The sequence below is a fragment of the Flavobacterium selenitireducens genome, from assembly GCF_014748335.1.
Taxonomy (GTDB): domain Bacteria; phylum Bacteroidota; class Bacteroidia; order Flavobacteriales; family Flavobacteriaceae; genus Flavobacterium; species Flavobacterium selenitireducens.
This window is the reverse complement of sequence record NZ_JAAVIY010000003.1, coordinates 74097-90381: the sequence shown is the minus strand read 5'-3', so window position 1 is coordinate 90381 and position 16285 is coordinate 74097. Positions and strand designations below refer to the sequence as shown.

Sequence of the window (16285 nt, the reverse complement as noted above, 5' to 3'; positions counted from 1 at the left end):
TGCTGCAAAAAACCTTACTCATCTGATAATCAAGCATCGGTTTTTACAAAAATTATAACGGGTTCAAGGTTTCATTTCACAAGTTAAATCTATAAATTTGAATTGAATTTTTTACAAACCACTTAACAACTCAGAAATTATGGCATTCGAATTACCAAAATTACCTTATGCCTATGATGCGCTTGAGCCTCATATCGACGCGCGCACCATGGAAATTCACCATACCAAACACCACCAAGCTTATACGACAAACCTCAACGCGGCCATCCAGGGAACCGATATGGAAGGCAAGACGATCGAGAACATTTTGATCAACCTCGACAAGAAAAATGCGGCTGTTCGCAACAACGGAGGCGGGTTTTACAACCATAACCTGTTTTGGGCGGTAATGGCTCCAAACGGCGGCGGAAAACCGACGGGTGATCTTGCAGCGGCCATCGATCGCGATTTTGGCTCGTTTGACGAATTCAAGGCGAAGTTCGCAAAGGCCGGGGCTACACAATTCGGGTCAGGATGGGCATGGCTTTGCGTACAATCGGGAGGGAAACTCGACGTTTGTGGCACGCCTAACCAGGACAACCCGTTGATGCCGGATGTCGGTTGTGGCGGAACGCCAATCCTGGGAATGGATGTTTGGGAACACGCATATTACCTGAATTATCAAAACCGTCGCCCGGATTACATAGAGGCGTTCTTCAACGTGATCAACTGGACGGAAGTCGCAAGGCGATTCGCAACCGAGAAATAAGCAAAAACTTATAAAACGAAAAAACGGCTGAATTACTCTTCAGCCGTTTTTTTATATTGTGATGTGACGTTTACAAAATAAAAAAGGTGAAATTTCTTTCACCCTTTTTGCCCCAAATCTACCATAAACTTAACCTACTAATGCTATGGTGATTCAAATGTATAGGGTGATGAAACTGTCAACAAAAAAATTAGTTGAACTACCATAAAAATCGATGAAGTGCATGTTTTACATCGATTTAGTACGCCCTGGCATCCTTTCCTTCGTAAAAATTCATGAAGGCCTTGTTAACCACGCGGTTACCTCCCGGCGTCGGATAGTCGCCCGTAAAATACCAATCGCCCAGATTTTTCGGACAGGCTTTGTGAAGGTTTTCCACGGTTTGGAAAATAATCTTTACTTCGGCCTGAATGCCGTCAGAATGAAGCATTTCCGCAATTTTGTCTGATATCTCCTGATCTTTGAACGGCTTGTAAATATCGACGACGTGGTTTACTATTTCGGTATCGTCCAAATGTTCCTGCGCTTTACATTTTTGATAGACTTCTTCGACGATATGGTAAAGATTTCGCTCCTTTAGCAGTTCGAGCGCGGCTTTGAACGCCACGAGACCTTCCAGTTTCGCCATATCGATACCGTAACAATCAGGGTAACGGATTTGAGGGGCCGACGACACGATCACGATGCGTTTCGGCTTAAGCCTATCCATCATCTTTATGATACTCATTTTGAGCGTTGTGCCTCTTACGATGGAATCATCGATGATCACGAGGTTATCGGTTGGCTTCACCACGCCGTACGTGACATCGTAAACGTGGGCGACAAGATCATCCCGGCTGCTGTCTTCTGTGATGAACGTGCGCAGCTTGGCATCTTTGATCGCAATTTTCTCCATTCGGATCTTTACCGAAAGCAATTTCGCAAGAGTTTCCTCTGTAAGTGTATGGCGGTGATCGAGAATGTGCTGGTTTTTGCGTTTGTTCAAAAAGTCCCGTGCCGCTTCGGTCAAGCCGAAAAACGACGTCTCGGCCGTGTTCGGGATATAACTGAAAACGGTGTTGTCGGTGTCTTTGTCGATCGCTTCCAGAACTTGTGGCAAAACGAGGCGCCCCAATTCCTTGCGCTCCTTGTAAATTTCAAAATCCGAGCCGCGGGAAAAATAAATGCGCTCGAACGAACATGCTTTATAAGGAAGACGCGGCAGAATTTCCTGTTCGGAAACCGTTCCGTTCTTTTTGACGATAAGCGCGTGGCCAGGCGTCAACTCCTTGACTTGTTCGTGATCGAGGTTGAAAACGGTTTGGATGACCGGCCTTTCGGACGCGACGACCACGACCTCATCGTCTTCATAAAAAAACGCCGGACGGATTCCTGCGGGATCGCGAAAAACGAACGCATCGCCGTGCCCAAACAAACCGGCCATCGCGTAACCACCGTCCCAACCTTTGGAGGCGCGTTTTAGGATTCGCGCCACGTTGAGTCGCTCGGCGATCACTGCTGAGGCTTCTCTTTTGGAAAACCCTTCTTCTTTGCATTCCTGGTACAAGTCGGTAACCTCATCGTCAAGGAAGTGCCCGATTTTTTCCATCACGGTAACGGTATCGGCCATTTCTTTCGGATGTTGCCCGAGCTCGATCAAACTGTTGAACAATTGGGTGACGTTGGTAAGGTTGAAATTTCCGGCCACGATCAGGTTGCGGTGCATCCAGTTGTTTTGACGCAAAAATGGATGTACGCTTTCGATGCTGTTTTTACCGAAAGTCCCGTATCGTACATGCCCTAGGAAAACTTCACCAACATAAGGCACGTTGCGTTTCAGCGCCTCGACGTCATCGTTCCATTCCGGATGCAGTTTCATCTCATCACTGATCCTGCCGTTGATTTGGGCGAAAATATCCGCTATAGGCTGCTGGTCGTTCGAACGCAGCCTGCTGATGTAGCGTTCACCGGGTTGCATATCGAGTTTGATGCTGGCGAAACCGGCTCCGTCCTGGCCGCGGTTGTGCTGCTTTTCCATGAGCAGGTACATTTTCTGTATCCCGTAAAATGCAGATCCGTATTTTTCCTTATAAAATTCAAGCGGCTTCTTCAATCGGAGAAAAGCAATGCCGCATTCGTGGTTGAGTTTATCGCTCATGTTGTGTGTTTGAAAAGTTTAAGGCTTAAAGTTTAAAGTTGTCGGTAGTAACGTTAAACTTCAAACAGATAAATTAAAAACGCCCCGTTTCCGAGGCGTAATTATTCTTTATTGCAAAGCGATGTCGAACTGCGTAAGCGCCCTGAATTGCTTGAGGCGCGTTATGACCTCGTCTCTTTCAAGCGTTTGCATGCGCTCGGTTCCGAATTTCTCCACGCAGAACGAAGCGAGGTTGGAACCGTAAATGATCGCATTTTTCATGTTGTCGAACGAAATGTTCTCGCTTTGGGTGAGATATCCTGAGAAACCTCCGGCAAACGTGTCGCCGGCCCCGGTCGGATCGAAAACTTCTTCAAGTGGCAAAGCCGGAGCGAAGAAAACTTCTTTCCCGTGGAAGATCAAAGCGCCGTGTTCCCCTTTTTTGATGACGACGTATTTTGGCCCCATCTGATGGATTTTGGCGGCGGCCTTGACAAGAGAATATTCTCCGGACAATTGCCGTGCTTCCTCATCGTTAATCGTGATGACGTCTACGCGTTTGATCACATCGAGCAATTCCGGCAAGGCACAGTCCATCCAAAAATTCATGGTATCGAGAACGACGAGTTTCGGATTGGCCTCCATTTGATCCAAAACGCTGGTTTGGACAAGCGGATGCAGGTTGCCGAGCATGACAACTTCGGCATTTTTGAATTCCTCCGGAACTTTAGGCTGGAAATCGGCAAGTACATTGAGTTCCGTGACCAATGTGTCGCGAGAATTCAGGTCGTTGTGGTATTTTCCTGCCCAAAAGAACGTCTTGCCTCCTTTTACAATTTCAATCGCGGAAATGTCGATGTTACGCTCAGTAAGCAAATCGAGGTAATCCTGTGGAAAATCTTCCCCTACGACTGATACGATAGCAGATTTTACATTGAAATGCGATGCGGACAGGCCGATGAAAGTGGCGGCTCCACCGAGAATTTTATCGGTTTTCCCGAACGGCGTCTCGATAGCGTCGAAGGCTACGGTACCGACAATGAGTAGTTTGTTCATCCAGTGGTTATTGAAAGGCGCAAAGATACTTTATAATGTAGAAAGTTGCAATGTGGATTGCTGGTAAAGTTTTGTGAAAAGAATCGGTTGATTATTAGGGGATTGGGACACTTGGCTGAACGGATGAGAGTTCGTTTGGGCGATTTCGCCAGACCTAACAAATCTCTAAGATTTGTTAGGTCTCCAAAAATAACGGTTTCCAAAACCCAACCGATACAGTTTTTCTATCGAAATTGTTAAAGCAACTTCCCTTCTTCCCTCTCGTAAAATGCATCGACCGACAACTTCGGCATTTGGCTCGCCATTACGGCCAATTGATCGCACCGTTCGTTCTGCGGATGGTTGTTGTGCCCCTTCACCCATTGGAACGCCACCTGGTGTTGTCTGTAAATCTTGAGGAAACGCATCCAGAGATCGGGATTTTTCTTTCCTGCGAAACCTTTTTTCTCCCATCCGAAAACCCAGCCTTTGACAACCGAGTCGATCACATATTTGGAATCGGACACAACAAGAACCTTCGTCATCGGTTTTTTGAGCTTTTCCAATCCGACGATCACCGCCAACAGTTCCATCCTATTATTGGTGGTAAGGCGAAATCCTTCGTAGAATTCTTTGCGATACGGTTGGCCGACGAGCTCCAGCACGACTCCGTATCCGCCCGGGCCCGGATTGCCTTTGGCGGCACCGTCTGTATAAAGATGGACGTCCGCAGCCATTATTTCAGGAGTTGCGCTATGATCAACGGAAAATGTTCGTGCTCGAGTTTCTGGACGCGGGCGGCTATCTGTTCGGGAGAATCGCAATCGGAAACTCCTACTCTCTCCTGGAAGATGATTCCTCCTTCGTCATAATGTTCGTTGACGTAATGTATCGAGATTCCCGTTTCGATATCCCTATTTTCAAGGATGGCACGGTGCACGTTTATTCCATACATGCCTTTGCCTCCATATTTAGGAAGAAGCGCCGGGTGAATGTTGATTACTTTATTCGGATAAGCATTGATGATATCGGTAGGGAATTTCAGGAGAAATCCGGCCAGGACAATGAGATCGGGCTTGAATTGGTTCACATGGGCAAGGACGTTCCCGTTTTCGAGATCGGATTTTGTAGCGATCACGACCGGAATTCCGTATCCCCGGGCCTTTTGGACGACGCCGGCTTCGGGTTTGTTGGTGAAAACGGCGGCCACTTCCGCGAAAGCGTTTTCCTTGAAATAACGGATGATCGCATCGGCATTCGAACCCGCTCCAGAAGCAAAAAGGACGAGCTTTTTCATGTGTTTTGTTTTGGGCTTGCAAAAAAAAGCATAATTGCCGAGATACTACAAAATTACGGTTTCTTTATGAAATTAATTTTTTAAATTAGTCTTCACATTTCCGAACCAAAAGGTTGTTTTAAAATAAAAGTTTTTATTTTTGCCAACAAATTAAAATTTAAAAAGAAAGATTATGTCAGACATTGCATCAAGAGTTAAAGCGATTATCGTAGACAAACTAGGCGTTGACGAAAACGAAGTCGTAGCGGAAGCAAGCTTCACCAACGATTTGGGAGCAGACTCCTTAGATACAGTTGAGCTTATCATGGAATTCGAAAAAGAATTTGATATCCAGATTCCGGACGACCAGGCTGAAAACATTGCTACTGTAGGTCAGGCGATTTCTTACATCGAAGAAGCAAAAAAATAATTTTCCCCAGCACCCGTATTCCGTTAAGTATGCGGGTGTTATTATTTTTTAAAAATTGAATTTTAGATTGTTCGTTCAATCATTTGAATACTAGATAATACCTGTGACTTTAATGATCCTCAAGGCATAAAGCATAGGTATTATTTGTTTAAACAATAAAACCAATGTCTGATTTCGACGGGAACCGTCCGTTTTGACGTTCGCCTTTCGATTTTCGACTAAAAAGAATTATCAAATATGGCATTACGTCGCGTAGTTGTTACAGGTTTAGGTGCGTTAACTCCTATTGGAAACAATATTCAGGAGTATTGGGATGCATTGATCGCCGGTAAGTCCGGAGCGGCTCCGATTACCTATTTCGACACGACGCACTTCAAGACGAAATTTGCTTGTGAGGTCAAGAACTTCAACGTAGAGCATTTCATCGAACGCAAGGAAGCGCGAAAAATGGACCGTTATGCGCAATACGCTATCGTGTCTTCGGAAGAAGCGGTCAAAGATGCCAAATTCGACTTTGAAACTCTTGATAAAGACCGTGTCGGCGTTATTTGGGGATCCGGAATCGGAGGTTTGGAAACGTTCCAGCAGGAAGTCATGGAATTTTCCGCAGGAAACGGCGTCCCAAAATTCAATCCGTTCTTTATCCCGAAAATGATCGCCGATATCGCCGGCGGCCACATTTCGATCAAATATGGCTTCCGCGGCCCTAATTTTACGACCGTCTCGGCTTGTGCTTCCTCTACGAATGCGCTCATCGATGCTTTCAACTACATTCGGTTAGGTCATGCTGACGTCATGGTTACCGGAGGTTCCGAAGCGGCCGTTACGATTGCCGGAATGGGTGGATTCAACGCCATGCATGCACTTTCAACGCGAAACGACGATCCTGCGACCGCGTCCCGTCCGATGGATAAAGAGCGCGACGGATTCGTTCTAGGCGAAGGTGCCGGCTCCTTGATTTTAGAAGAATACGAACATGCGAAGGCGCGTGGGGCAAGGATATACTGTGAAGTCGGAGGCGGCGGAATGTCTGCCGATGCGCACCACATCACGGCTCCGCATCCTGAAGGGTTTGGGGCGAGAAACGTCATGATTGCCTGTTTGCGCGACGCCGGTCTGAAACCGGAAGATGTAGATGGCGTCAACATGCACGGCACTTCGACACCGCTTGGCGACATTGCCGAATCCAAAGCGATCGAAGCCGTTTTTGGCGAACATGCCTACAAGATGAACCTCAATTCCACCAAATCGATGACAGGCCACTTGCTTGGAGCGGCCGGGGCAATTGAGACGATCGCGTCGATCCTGTCGATCGTGCACGGCATTGTTCCTCCTACGATCAACCATTTTACAGATGATGAAAACATCAACCCAAAACTGAATTTTACCTTCAACAAGGCGCAAAAACGCGATATGAACGTCGTGATGAGCAATACTTTCGGATTCGGAGGTCACAATGCTTGCGTGCTTGTAAAAAGGCTAGAGGAATAATTTTTGAAAAAGATTTTTAAAAATATTTTTGCCAAAAAAGATTCCCGTTCTCCACAAGACGGGATTTTTTTTGATACGCTCAAGGCGATCCTGGGTTTTGACCCGATTTCGCTTGAGCCATACCGACGCGCTTTTACGCACCGCTCTTCGAACAAGATGGACGAAAAGGGAAATCCTGTCAATTACGAGCGGCTGGAATTCCTAGGTGACGCGATGTTGAGTTCGGTTATTGCGGCTCATTTGTTCAACGAAGTTCCATCTGGTGACGAAGGCTATCTTACGAAAATGCGATCCAAAATCGTCAGCCGGGAGCATTTGAACGAACTCGGACGCGACCTCGACCTGGTGAGCTTCATCGACAGCAAAATTGCGCCTGTACACTTCGGGGAGAATGTACACGGCAACATCTTTGAGGCTTTGGTTGGCGCGATCTATCTCGACCGAGGCTATCCGTATTGCGAAATTTTCATCCAAAAATGCGTCATTGAGCCGTATGTCGATATTCCGCGACTCGAGGGTAAAGTCATCAGCTACAAAAGTCTGCTTATCGAATGGTGCCAAAAGGAAAAACTGCCGTTTCACTACGACGTATTTGAAGACAACGGGATCGACGGCCAACGCTTGTACGGCGTGCGTCTGAGCATTGGCGGCAAGGTCATTTCAAAGGCAAGGGCGACATCGAAGAAGAAGGCGGAAGAAAAAGCGTCCCAACGGGCGTATTTTGCATTTCAGGAAAAAATTAACAAAAAATAAATCACATTCTCTAAAACTACATCGATTTCGTTGACAATTTAACGTTAACTTGAATCAATAGCTTTTTGATACTGCTTTATAAATGTTATCTTTACGGCTTATTTGAAGCACAATGGCCGTTTACAAACTGAATATCGATGAGTTTGACGAAATCGATTATCAACTGATCGCGATCCACACTTCTCTAGAGGATTATCGACTGGCCTACTTCATCAATCAGAATTTTCCAGTGTTGCTCAGCAAATGCAAAAAAGACATCCCGATCACCTCTAAATCAGGCAATGCCGGCATGTCCCGTTTTTCGTTTGAGGATGAATACAATGGCTCGACCTGGAACCTGATCCAGAATCGCAACGAATTCTTGACGGTACAACCTAACGCCTCCGATGACCTGTTCTCCGGAACGACCGTAAAAGTGGCGTCAAAAGCCTATTTGCTACCGGAATTCAAAAAAGTGGATTACTTGCTGAAGGTGCATAACCTCGACGAATCCGCAGCGCGCATATCCGAAAAGATGCAGAAGATCGAACAGGTCAACACGTCTTATATTTTGGATACGAGCCGTATAAAATCGATAAACAATTTAATCTTTTAATACCAATGCCAACGAACAAGAAAACGAAAATTGTCGCCACCCTTGGGCCTGCGTGTAGTACGCGTGAAGTCCTCAAAGAAATGATCGACGCCGGGGTGAACGTATTTCGCGTCAATTTTTCGCATGCAGATTATGATGATGTAAAGTTTAAGATTGATACGATCCGTTCCCTCAATGAGGAATTCGGATACACAACCGCAATCCTCGCCGACCTTCAGGGTCCGAAGTTGCGCGTCGGGGTCATGAAGGACGATGTCGTTGTCAACCCTGGCGACATGATTACCTTCCAGACCGCCGAAGACGTGCCGGGAACAGCCGAGCGCGTCTATATGAATTACAAGGCGTTCCCTGCGGATGTCAATCCCGGCGAACGCATTCTTTTGGACGATGGGAAGTTGATGTTCGAAGCCGTCTCTACCAATGGAACTTCGGAAGTTTTGTGCCGCGTCATCCAAGGCGGACCACTCAAATCCAAAAAAGGTGTCAACCTTCCGAATACGAAAGTGTCGCTTCCGGCTCTGACCCAAAAAGATATCAAAGATGCCATTTTCGCCATAAAATGCGAAGTGGACTGGATTGCGCTTTCGTTCGTGCGTACGCCTAAAGATCTTGAAGAATTGCAGGACCTGATCGCCGAACATTCGTCCTATAAAATTCCGATCATCGCCAAAATCGAGAAACCGGAAGCCGTCGAAAACATCGACAAGATCGTGGCGTTCTGCGACGGATTAATGGTGGCCCGAGGCGATTTGGGTGTCGAGGTTCCGGCGCACGAAGTTCCGCTTATCCAGAAAAAATTGGTCAACAGAGCCAAAACAGCCCGGATTCCTGTAATCATCGCCACCCAAATGATGGAAACGATGATCACAAGCCTCACGCCGACGCGCGCCGAGGTAAATGACGTTGCGAATTCTGTTATGGACGGTGCCGATGCGGTAATGCTTTCAGGGGAAACGTCCGTAGGAAATTATCCTGTGCAGGTAATTGAGAAGATGAGCCAGATCATTGACGCCGTTGAAGATTCTCCGCTGATCCAGGTCCCACAAAACACGCCTCAGGTGCGCACAAAACGCTTCATTACAAAAACGATTTGTTACCACGCGGCTTCGATGGCCAACGTGATTCGTGCAAAGGCGATTTGTACGTTGACCAACAGCGGCTATACGGCTTTCCAGATTTCGGCATGGAGACCATCGTCCCACATTTTGGTGTTTACGTCCAACCATCGCATACTGACGCAATTGAACCTGCTTTGGGGCGTCAAGTCGTACTTTTACGACAAGTCCGTCAGCACAGACGAAACCGTAACCGACATTAACGAAATCGCACGCGTTAAAGGATATGTCGAAAAAGGTGATTTCCTGATCAACCTTGCGGCGATGCCCGTGACGGACAAAGGAATGGTCAACACCTTGCGCGTTTCCGAGATCGAGTAACTTGCATATCTCCCCGGAAATCCTATTTTTGGGGAACTAAAACACGATAACATGTTCAACAGTTCAAACAATCCGTTTTTCAAGAACAAGTCGTTCAAAGGTGAAAACACAGCCGAAGAAGGCCTGATTCACGAATCGACGTTTATTGACTACAATGAAACGATGACCATTTCTGGCACGATCAACAAAAGTGTCTTCATGCTTTTGGGCCTTGTCGCCACGGCCATGGTTACGTTCTTTTTGGTTGCGACGGGCGTCCTTAACCCTTATCTGCCGTTGATTGGCGGCGGGATCATCGGATTCATCCTTGTACTCGTCGTGTCGTTCAAACCGCAATATTCGGCTTGGATTGCTCCGGGTTACGCCATTTTTGAAGGACTTTTCCTGGGTGCCGTTACGATCATTTTCGAGCTGATGTATCCCGGAATCGCACTTCAGGCGGTTGGCGCGACCATGGTAACGTTCCTGGTTTGTTTCGGATTGTACCGGTTCAAGGTCATAAAAGTCACTGAAAAATTCAAATCGGTTGTCATTGCGGCAACGTTCGGCATCTTTATTTACTATATGCTGAGTTGGGTCCTCACGTTTTTTATCGATTTCCAACCTGTTCACCGAGGCAATTCGTTGATGAGCATCGGAATCAGCGTATTCGTGATCGTCATCGCTGCATTGAATTTGTTCCTTGACTTCGACATGATCGAAAAGGGCGCTGAGCAAAGACATCCGAAATATATGGAATGGTTTGGTGCGATGGGCTTGATGATCACACTCGTTTGGCTGTACGTCGAATTTTTGAGACTGTTCTCAAAACTCGCGAGTCGGGATTAATCCCAACATATAAAATAAACAAAAGCCGTCTTGATCCGACGGCTTTTTTTATTCCAGATACGCAGTGCCTCCACCTATTGTATAACGCAACTTTGGGTAATAATCCCTTTTGTCAATCGGAACTTCGCTACTGATTACGCCGAAGAATTCCAATCGCTGTGCGTTTTCGACAACCATTTCTTTCGTGGTCGTATCGAATGTAATTTTGTCGGCTTGGCAGATCGTTATTTTTTCGTCGGAATAATCTGCCTTGAGCATAACCATGACCTTAGTGTCTTCGTTATACGTCATACCGTCCCGGCTCTCAAAAGTGCCGGGCTGTCCGCACACGAGGCGTTTCGGACACTCTTGCGCAATTGACGCGAACCCGACGCACAACACGGCTAATGTGAAGATTTTTTTCATGAGAACAATTGTTTAGATGCTGAAAAATACGGAATTCACTTCACGCAAGCGCCACGTTAACAACAATTTAGAACTCAAACTTCAACTGGACGGCGACAGTTTTCTTTTCTTCTGTATTCAAATTGCTCAACGAAATCCCGAGCAGCCTTACCGATTCCTTCATTTTTTCCTGGTATAAAAGTTCACGCGCCGTGTCGAATAACAGCGATTTATCCGAGATAAAATACGGAAGGGTCTTGCTTCTCGTCTGCAACGTAAAATCGCTATACTTGATCTTGAGCGTCACCGTCTTGCCCGCCGTATCATAGCGCTTGAGCCGACGTTCGAGTTCACCGGCTATCATCTCGAGCTTTTCGGACATGAAAATTTCGCTCGTCAGATTCTCGCTGAACGTATGCTCCGTCGCCACCGATTTCGCCACGCGCTCGCTTTTGACCTCACTGTTGTGAATGCCTCTCACGATATGATAGTAGTAGCCTCCGGATTTCCCGAAGTGATTCACCAAAAAATCAAGTTCTTTCTCTTTGAGTTCCTTTCCCGTAAAAATCCCGAGTTGGTACATTTTTTCGGCCGTTACTTTTCCGATTCCGTGAAATTTCTTGATCGGAAGGTTTTCGAGAAAATCGAGGATTTCGTCAGGATTGACCGTTTTCTGTCCGTTAGGCTTGTTGTAATCCGACGCTACTTTCGCAATGAATTTATTGACCGATATCCCGGCCGAAGCCGTGAGACCGGTTTCTTCAAATATCCGCCGACGGATTTCCTGAGCCAGAAGCGTGGCACTCGGATTTCCCTTTTTGTTGACCGTAACGTCCAAATACGCCTCGTCCAGCGAAAGCGGCTCGACGAGATCGGTAAACTCGTGGAATATCTTACGGATGCGCTGCGAAATCTCTTTGTAACGGTCAAACCTCGGACGCACGAAAATAATGTCTGGACAATACCGCTTAGCCAAAACGCCGCTCAGCGCACTCCGGACACCAAATTTGCGCGCTTCGTAACTCGCCGCCGAAACCACGCCGCGTCTCTCGCTCCCACCAACTGCGATCGGTTTCCCGCGAAGTTCGGAATTGTCGAGTTGCTCCACCGACGCATAGAAAGCGTCCATGTCGACGTGAATAATCTTGCGCTGTAAATTCGGTTCCATGCTAATGCGAAACGGCCTGAGTGTCGTCAATTCGCTTTTCTGTAGGAAAAAAGAAACTCAGTGGCTTTTTGAGGAAATGTCGGAAAACCGCCGTTGCCACGAACCTCAGTTCAAAAAACGAAATGTTGCGCGACCGCAGCGCCAAAGTTACCGAAAGTGTGAAACTTACCAAAAAGTTCACCAAGCCGATGACGACAATTCCGATGAGGCACCACGTCAACAGCGAAGAACGGATGTCGAATCCCGAACCGAAAAGCCCAAGGGCGAGATTTCCGCTGACAAACGTGATGTGGCGCACGTCGAGATCGAGCCCCAAAAAGAAACCGATCGGGGCCGTGCTTCCCATAAAAACGCCAAACCAAAAATTCGACACGATGCCCGCCCATCGCTTCTCGTACCATTTGGCGAGGTTGTGTGTCCGCTCCCGCCCGAGTACATCCTTTAACACGGGATGGTGCTGGATGCGGTAATAAATATGATTGTGTTTGTCGCGATTGGCAACAGTTCCTGAAATGATCCCGGAAAGGAACAGGAAAACACCCGCAATGGCCGCATGAAAAATGGCCGGCGAATGAACCGGGCTGATATCGTGCAACAACGTCGGATACTTGAACTGGGCGATATTGTAATCAAACGAATAATCGATAAGCCAAATCAGCAAAAGCGAAACAGGGAATGCCATGGCAACATTCCCTACGAATGCGATGAATTGCGATCGGAAAACCCTTGCGAACAACGACGCGAAAGCGGCATAACGGTCTGACCGTTTTCCTTTCCCGCGACCCTCTTCAAGCGCCCGGGCAAGAGCCGAAGCCGTCATCGCGGGTTGTTTCGTCGCCAAAGTCGCACCGGTGAGATAAATCAGGATAAACCCGAACGCGTAGTTCATGCTGTACAAAAAGGCGTGACCGAACGTGCTCGTTTCTACTTTCGACAGCAGCACCTTGGAAACACAGAGAAATCCTACGATGAGTCCGCCGCCTAACGCAGATCGCAGCATTTTGAAGTAGCCACCGGAGGTCTCCGTAATGTAATGTTCGCCGGTTTTTGCGGTGTGCTGCGTAATTTCGTAGGAAATGAGTTGGGTGCTCTCCGACACGAATTTCCTTACATTGTTTTTAAAACCATTGTATCGGATAAGCTGCAAACCTAACGCAATGCTGTTTTGTTTGCGATTGCGCTGATCGTCTACCGCGAGCAAAGGCATCATCACTTTCAGGCGTTCCAGTTGCTGCCTGATTTTAAGCAAATTCTGGTTCACCTTGATCGAAATTCCGTACTTGGAACTGTTGGCGAACGCCCTGTCTACAAATTCGACGCACTGTTGGTGCAAAACCCGGAGTTGGCGATAGGTCAAATCCTGTGTCCGGATGTAATGGATATCGGTCTTCCGGATACGGTCGTCGATTTGCAGCAACTCTTTTTCAAATGCTATAAACGGGCTTTCGAGATCGTCGAATTCGGGAACCATCTTGATCACGTCCGACTCCATCGCCCGTCCGCTGATGCGCTGCGCAATGAGATGCATCGCCAGCAATACTTCAGAGAGCGGAGAATCAGGTTCCACGTCGTTGTAAATCGGCTTAAATCCAAGTAAGTCGAACAATTGTTCAAGCTGCTCGATCGGGATCTTCTCTATCCAAATCCTGTCGCTGGACAAGTAAAAAACCTGGATCAGTATGTACTCCAGCTGATTTTGCTGCGGTTGCCTGGGCAAGAACTTGGCTACGATGCGTCGTTTGATCTCGTAGAAAAAATCGGCATCGCTGAGAATCCCGGCGTCCGAAAGAAACCGGTTGAACTTTTTGTGCCAAAGCAAACTGCGAACATAATTCCCCAATTTTTCCCTGCAAAGCGGGTTCGCATCGAGAAACGCAATAAATTCCGACAGATCGACCATTGCGACTTTCTTCGGATGCTTCGGACGGATGAGTTGGATCAAACGCACCAAAACATCGAGATCGTCCGGCGTTTGCTGCCACGGCAAACCCGATTTGCATTGTTGCGCGATAAACTCCTTAGGTGTAATTTTTTTCTTCCGATTTCCGAATTTCATAGGTTGGCTTTGAGTAAAAATACCAATAAAACCGCGGAATTTACTTAACTTGCTGCTAAAATCCACAACTTCCCAATGATCGAAATCGAAAGGAAATTCCTCGTCTTATCGGATGCCTTCAAGGCGGAAGCACAACACAAGTTCCACATTGCGCAAGGTTATCTCAATTCCAATCCCGAGCGAACCGTCCGAGTGCGCATCAAAGGAGAAAGTGGGTTTATTACCGTGAAGGGAAAGGGCAATGACTCGGGTACGACGCGTTTTGAATGGGAAACCGAAATTCCGCTGATCGAAGCCAAACCGCTGTTGAAACTTTGCGAAGCGGGAACGATAGACAAGATCCGCTATGAAGTTGCGTTCGGCAACCATATCTTTGAAGTCGACGAATTTTTTGGTGACAACCAAGGGCTTGTTTTAGCAGAACTGGAACTCTCGGACGAGAACGAATCGTACGAAAAACCAAGCTGGCTCGGCCCCGAAGTCACAAATGATGCGCGGTATTACAATTCATACCTGAGCAAAAACCCGTTCTCAAAATGGCCGAGGTGACGCACGATTTATTGATCGTCGGCGGAGGCCCGATCGGAATGGCCTGTGCGATCTCCGCCCAAAAAGCCGGCCTCAACGCGATTGTTCTCGAAAAAGGAGCGCTTGTAAACAGTTTGTTCAATTATCCGCTATACATGACGTTTTTTTCGACGGCCGAACGCCTCGAAATCGGCGGGATTCCGTTCAATTGCCTCGCTCCGAAACCGGGTCGTCAGGAAGCATTGGACTATTATCGCAACATTCAGCGCTATTTTAAATTGGACATTAGGTTGTTCGAAAAAGTAGCATCGATTTCAAAGTCCGAAATGGGCTTTGACGTTAAATCCGAAAAGGCAAACTACACGGCCAAAAACGTCGTGATCGCCACTGGCTTTTACGACATTCCGCTCTACATGGGCATTCCCGGGGAAAGTCTGCCGCACGTAAGCCATTATTTCCGGGAAGCGCACGAGTTTGCGTTTCGAAAGGTCGTGGTCGTGGGCGCAAATAATTCGTCGGTTGACGCCGCTCTCGAATGTTGGCGAAAAGGCGCCGATGTCACGATGGTCATCCGCAAAGGCGAAATTAACGACCGCGTGAAATATTGGGTCAAGCCCGATATGGAAAACCGAATTTCGGAAGGCAGCATAAAAGCCTATTTCAATTCGTGCGTGACCGAAATTAGAGAAGGAGAGGTGGACATCGAAAACGCCGACGGAACAACGACAATACAAACAGATTTCGTGCTCGCACTGACAGGCTATCAACCCGATTTCAAATTTCTGGACGACGCTGGAGTAACGCTATCGGCGGATGTATCGCGTGCGCCGACCCACGATCCCGAAACCATGGAAACCAACATTCCCGGACTCTATTTGGCCGGAGTGGTTTGCGGCGGCATGGAAACCCATAAATGGTTCATAGAAAATTCGCGTATCCACGCCGACCTTATCGTTCAAGACATCCTAAAAAAATCCTGATATGAAACGACTTGCCTTAGCATTACTCGCCATTTTAGCCACCTCGTGCACGAGCGAGGCCGTATTTTCAAAAACCGACACCGCATTTGCCGCGAACCGTTGGCAAAAATCCGACATCAAAACCTATGAATTTGAAATCGACCAAGCTGCCACGCCTTACGAGATGCAGGTTTTCTTTAGTCACGTTTACGGTTACCAGTTTGAGAAAGTGCCGTTGATTGCAGAAGTTACCTATCCTGACGGACAATTGTCGAGCCTGAAATTCGACTTGATAGTCAAAGATGCTTCAGGCGAACTCGGCGACTGCGTTGGCGACTATTGCGATATGACGCAAAAAATCGAGCTTGCGAGGCCTCTCGACAAAGGAAAACATAAAGTGCGGCTAATGCATGACTTCAATGGGGAATACTTGCCGAACGTATTGGCACTGGGTTTACGGGTTGAAAAACTGATGGACTGAT

At 47.3% G+C, this 16285-nt stretch carries 17 protein-coding genes; 10 read left to right on the top strand and 7 right to left on the bottom strand.

Annotated features, from left to right (window positions below):
- Window positions 1-139: 139 nt before the first annotated feature.
- Window positions 140-748: a superoxide dismutase gene (locus tag HC229_RS06310; RefSeq protein WP_191019623.1), complete on the top strand. Its 609-nt coding sequence runs from the start codon at window positions 140-142 to the stop codon at window positions 746-748.
- 238 nt (window positions 749-986) lie between these two features.
- Here HC229_RS06310 and HC229_RS06305 read toward each other — a convergent pair whose 3' ends face one another.
- From HC229_RS06305 to purN, 4 genes are all read right to left on the bottom strand, one after another.
- A complete protein-coding gene (locus HC229_RS06305) occupies window positions 987-2885 on the bottom strand; it encodes an amidophosphoribosyltransferase (RefSeq protein ID WP_191019622.1) in 1899 nt (632 codons plus the stop codon).
- Between the two features lie 108 nt (window positions 2886-2993).
- Entirely contained in the window at window positions 2994-3920 is a 927-nt protein-coding gene (locus HC229_RS06300; protein WP_191019621.1) for a PfkB family carbohydrate kinase, read from the bottom strand.
- Between the two features lie 236 nt (window positions 3921-4156).
- On the bottom strand, window positions 4157-4636 hold the full coding sequence (gene rnhA, locus HC229_RS06295; protein WP_191019620.1) for a ribonuclease HI: 480 nt from the start codon (window positions 4634-4636) through the stop codon (window positions 4157-4159).
- Window positions 4636-5196 carry a phosphoribosylglycinamide formyltransferase gene (gene purN, locus HC229_RS06290; RefSeq protein WP_191019619.1) on the bottom strand — a complete coding sequence of 187 codons (561 nt, stop codon included), beginning with the start codon at window positions 5194-5196 and terminating at the stop codon, window positions 4636-4638. Before purN ends, rnhA begins: the two co-directional genes overlap by 1 nt.
- Window positions 5197-5368: 172 nt before the next feature.
- Between purN and HC229_RS06285 the strand changes: the two genes are divergently transcribed.
- The 6 genes from HC229_RS06285 (at window position 5369) to HC229_RS06260 (ending at window position 10708) form a co-directional block, all read left to right on the top strand.
- Complete coding sequence (locus HC229_RS06285) at window positions 5369-5605, top strand: acyl carrier protein (RefSeq protein ID WP_002988156.1); 237 nt, start codon at window positions 5369-5371, stop codon at window positions 5603-5605.
- A gap of 237 nt (window positions 5606-5842) precedes the next feature.
- On the top strand, window positions 5843-7096 hold the full coding sequence (gene fabF / locus HC229_RS06280) for a beta-ketoacyl-ACP synthase II (RefSeq protein ID WP_191019618.1): 1254 nt from the start codon (window positions 5843-5845) through the stop codon (window positions 7094-7096).
- 3 nt (window positions 7097-7099) lie between these two features.
- Window positions 7100-7849: a ribonuclease III family protein gene (locus tag HC229_RS06275; RefSeq protein WP_191019617.1), complete on the top strand. Its 750-nt coding sequence runs from the start codon at window positions 7100-7102 to the stop codon at window positions 7847-7849.
- Between the two features lie 112 nt (window positions 7850-7961).
- Window positions 7962-8444, top strand: coding sequence for an IPExxxVDY family protein (locus HC229_RS06270; RefSeq protein ID WP_191019616.1), 483 nt, complete (start codon window positions 7962-7964; stop codon window positions 8442-8444).
- Window positions 8445-8449: 5 nt separating this feature from the next.
- Entirely contained in the window at window positions 8450-9880 is a 1431-nt protein-coding gene (pyk, locus tag HC229_RS06265; protein ID WP_191019615.1) for a pyruvate kinase, read from the top strand.
- Between the two features lie 51 nt (window positions 9881-9931).
- The gene (locus HC229_RS06260) at window positions 9932-10708 is read left to right on the top strand and encodes a Bax inhibitor-1/YccA family protein (protein WP_191019614.1); all 777 of its coding nucleotides are present in this window, start codon (window positions 9932-9934) and stop codon (window positions 10706-10708) included.
- Window positions 10709-10756: 48 nt separating this feature from the next.
- Here HC229_RS06260 and HC229_RS06255 read toward each other — a convergent pair whose 3' ends face one another.
- The 3 genes from HC229_RS06255 to HC229_RS06245 all read right to left on the bottom strand — a co-directional run bounded on the left by HC229_RS06255 (window position 10757) and on the right by HC229_RS06245 (window position 14316).
- Entirely contained in the window at window positions 10757-11113 is a 357-nt protein-coding gene (locus HC229_RS06255; protein WP_191019613.1) for a hypothetical protein, read from the bottom strand.
- A 67-nt stretch (window positions 11114-11180) separates the two neighbouring features.
- Complete coding sequence (gene dinB / locus HC229_RS06250) at window positions 11181-12260, bottom strand: DNA polymerase IV (RefSeq protein WP_191019612.1); 1080 nt, start codon at window positions 12258-12260, stop codon at window positions 11181-11183.
- Window position 12261: 1 nt separating this feature from the next.
- Window positions 12262-14316 (bottom strand): site-specific recombinase, encoded by a 2055-nt coding sequence (locus HC229_RS06245; protein ID WP_191019611.1) that lies wholly within the window; start codon window positions 14314-14316, stop codon window positions 12262-12264.
- A 75-nt stretch (window positions 14317-14391) separates the two neighbouring features.
- Between HC229_RS06245 and HC229_RS06240 the strand changes: the two genes are divergently transcribed.
- From HC229_RS06240 to HC229_RS06230, 3 genes are read left to right on the top strand one after another with little or no spacing between them, the layout of a single operon-like run.
- Complete coding sequence (locus HC229_RS06240; protein WP_191019610.1) at window positions 14392-14865, top strand: CYTH domain-containing protein; 474 nt, start codon at window positions 14392-14394, stop codon at window positions 14863-14865.
- Window positions 14853-15824 (top strand): YpdA family putative bacillithiol disulfide reductase, encoded by a 972-nt coding sequence (locus tag HC229_RS06235; RefSeq protein WP_191019609.1) that lies wholly within the window; start codon window positions 14853-14855, stop codon window positions 15822-15824. The genes HC229_RS06240 and HC229_RS06235 overlap by 13 nt, the downstream gene beginning before the upstream one ends.
- A gap of 1 nt (window position 15825) precedes the next feature.
- Window positions 15826-16284, top strand: coding sequence for a gliding motility lipoprotein GldH family protein (locus HC229_RS06230; protein ID WP_191019608.1), 459 nt, complete (start codon window positions 15826-15828; stop codon window positions 16282-16284).
- The last annotated feature ends 1 nt before the right edge of the window (window position 16285 follow it).

Excerpts from the sequence above, each read along its gene's own strand:
- HC229_RS06310 (WP_191019623.1), top strand. The coding sequence starts at position 140 with ATGGCATTCGAATTACCAAAATTACCTTATGCCTATGATGCGCTTGAG.
- HC229_RS06305 (WP_191019622.1), bottom strand. The coding sequence starts at position 2,885 with ATGAGCGATAAACTCAACCACGAATGCGGCATTGCTTTTCTCCGATTG.
- HC229_RS06300 (WP_191019621.1), bottom strand. The coding sequence starts at position 3,920 with ATGAACAAACTACTCATTGTCGGTACCGTAGCCTTCGACGCTATCGAG.
- rnhA (WP_191019620.1), bottom strand. The coding sequence starts at position 4,636 with ATGGCTGCGGACGTCCATCTTTATACAGACGGTGCCGCCAAAGGCAAT.
- purN (WP_191019619.1), bottom strand. The coding sequence starts at position 5,196 with ATGAAAAAGCTCGTCCTTTTTGCTTCTGGAGCGGGTTCGAATGCCGAT.
- HC229_RS06285 (WP_002988156.1), top strand. The coding sequence starts at position 5,369 with ATGTCAGACATTGCATCAAGAGTTAAAGCGATTATCGTAGACAAACTA.
- fabF (WP_191019618.1), top strand. The coding sequence starts at position 5,843 with ATGGCATTACGTCGCGTAGTTGTTACAGGTTTAGGTGCGTTAACTCCT.
- HC229_RS06270 (WP_191019616.1), top strand. The coding sequence starts at position 7,962 with ATGGCCGTTTACAAACTGAATATCGATGAGTTTGACGAAATCGATTAT.
- pyk (WP_191019615.1), top strand. The coding sequence starts at position 8,450 with ATGCCAACGAACAAGAAAACGAAAATTGTCGCCACCCTTGGGCCTGCG.
- HC229_RS06260 (WP_191019614.1), top strand. The coding sequence starts at position 9,932 with ATGTTCAACAGTTCAAACAATCCGTTTTTCAAGAACAAGTCGTTCAAA.
- HC229_RS06255 (WP_191019613.1), bottom strand. The coding sequence starts at position 11,113 with ATGAAAAAAATCTTCACATTAGCCGTGTTGTGCGTCGGGTTCGCGTCA.
- dinB (WP_191019612.1), bottom strand. The coding sequence starts at position 12,260 with ATGGAACCGAATTTACAGCGCAAGATTATTCACGTCGACATGGACGCT.
- HC229_RS06245 (WP_191019611.1), bottom strand. The coding sequence starts at position 14,316 with ATGAAATTCGGAAATCGGAAGAAAAAAATTACACCTAAGGAGTTTATC.
- HC229_RS06240 (WP_191019610.1), top strand. The coding sequence starts at position 14,392 with ATGATCGAAATCGAAAGGAAATTCCTCGTCTTATCGGATGCCTTCAAG.
- HC229_RS06235 (WP_191019609.1), top strand. The coding sequence starts at position 14,853 with ATGGCCGAGGTGACGCACGATTTATTGATCGTCGGCGGAGGCCCGATC.
- HC229_RS06230 (WP_191019608.1), top strand. The coding sequence starts at position 15,826 with ATGAAACGACTTGCCTTAGCATTACTCGCCATTTTAGCCACCTCGTGC.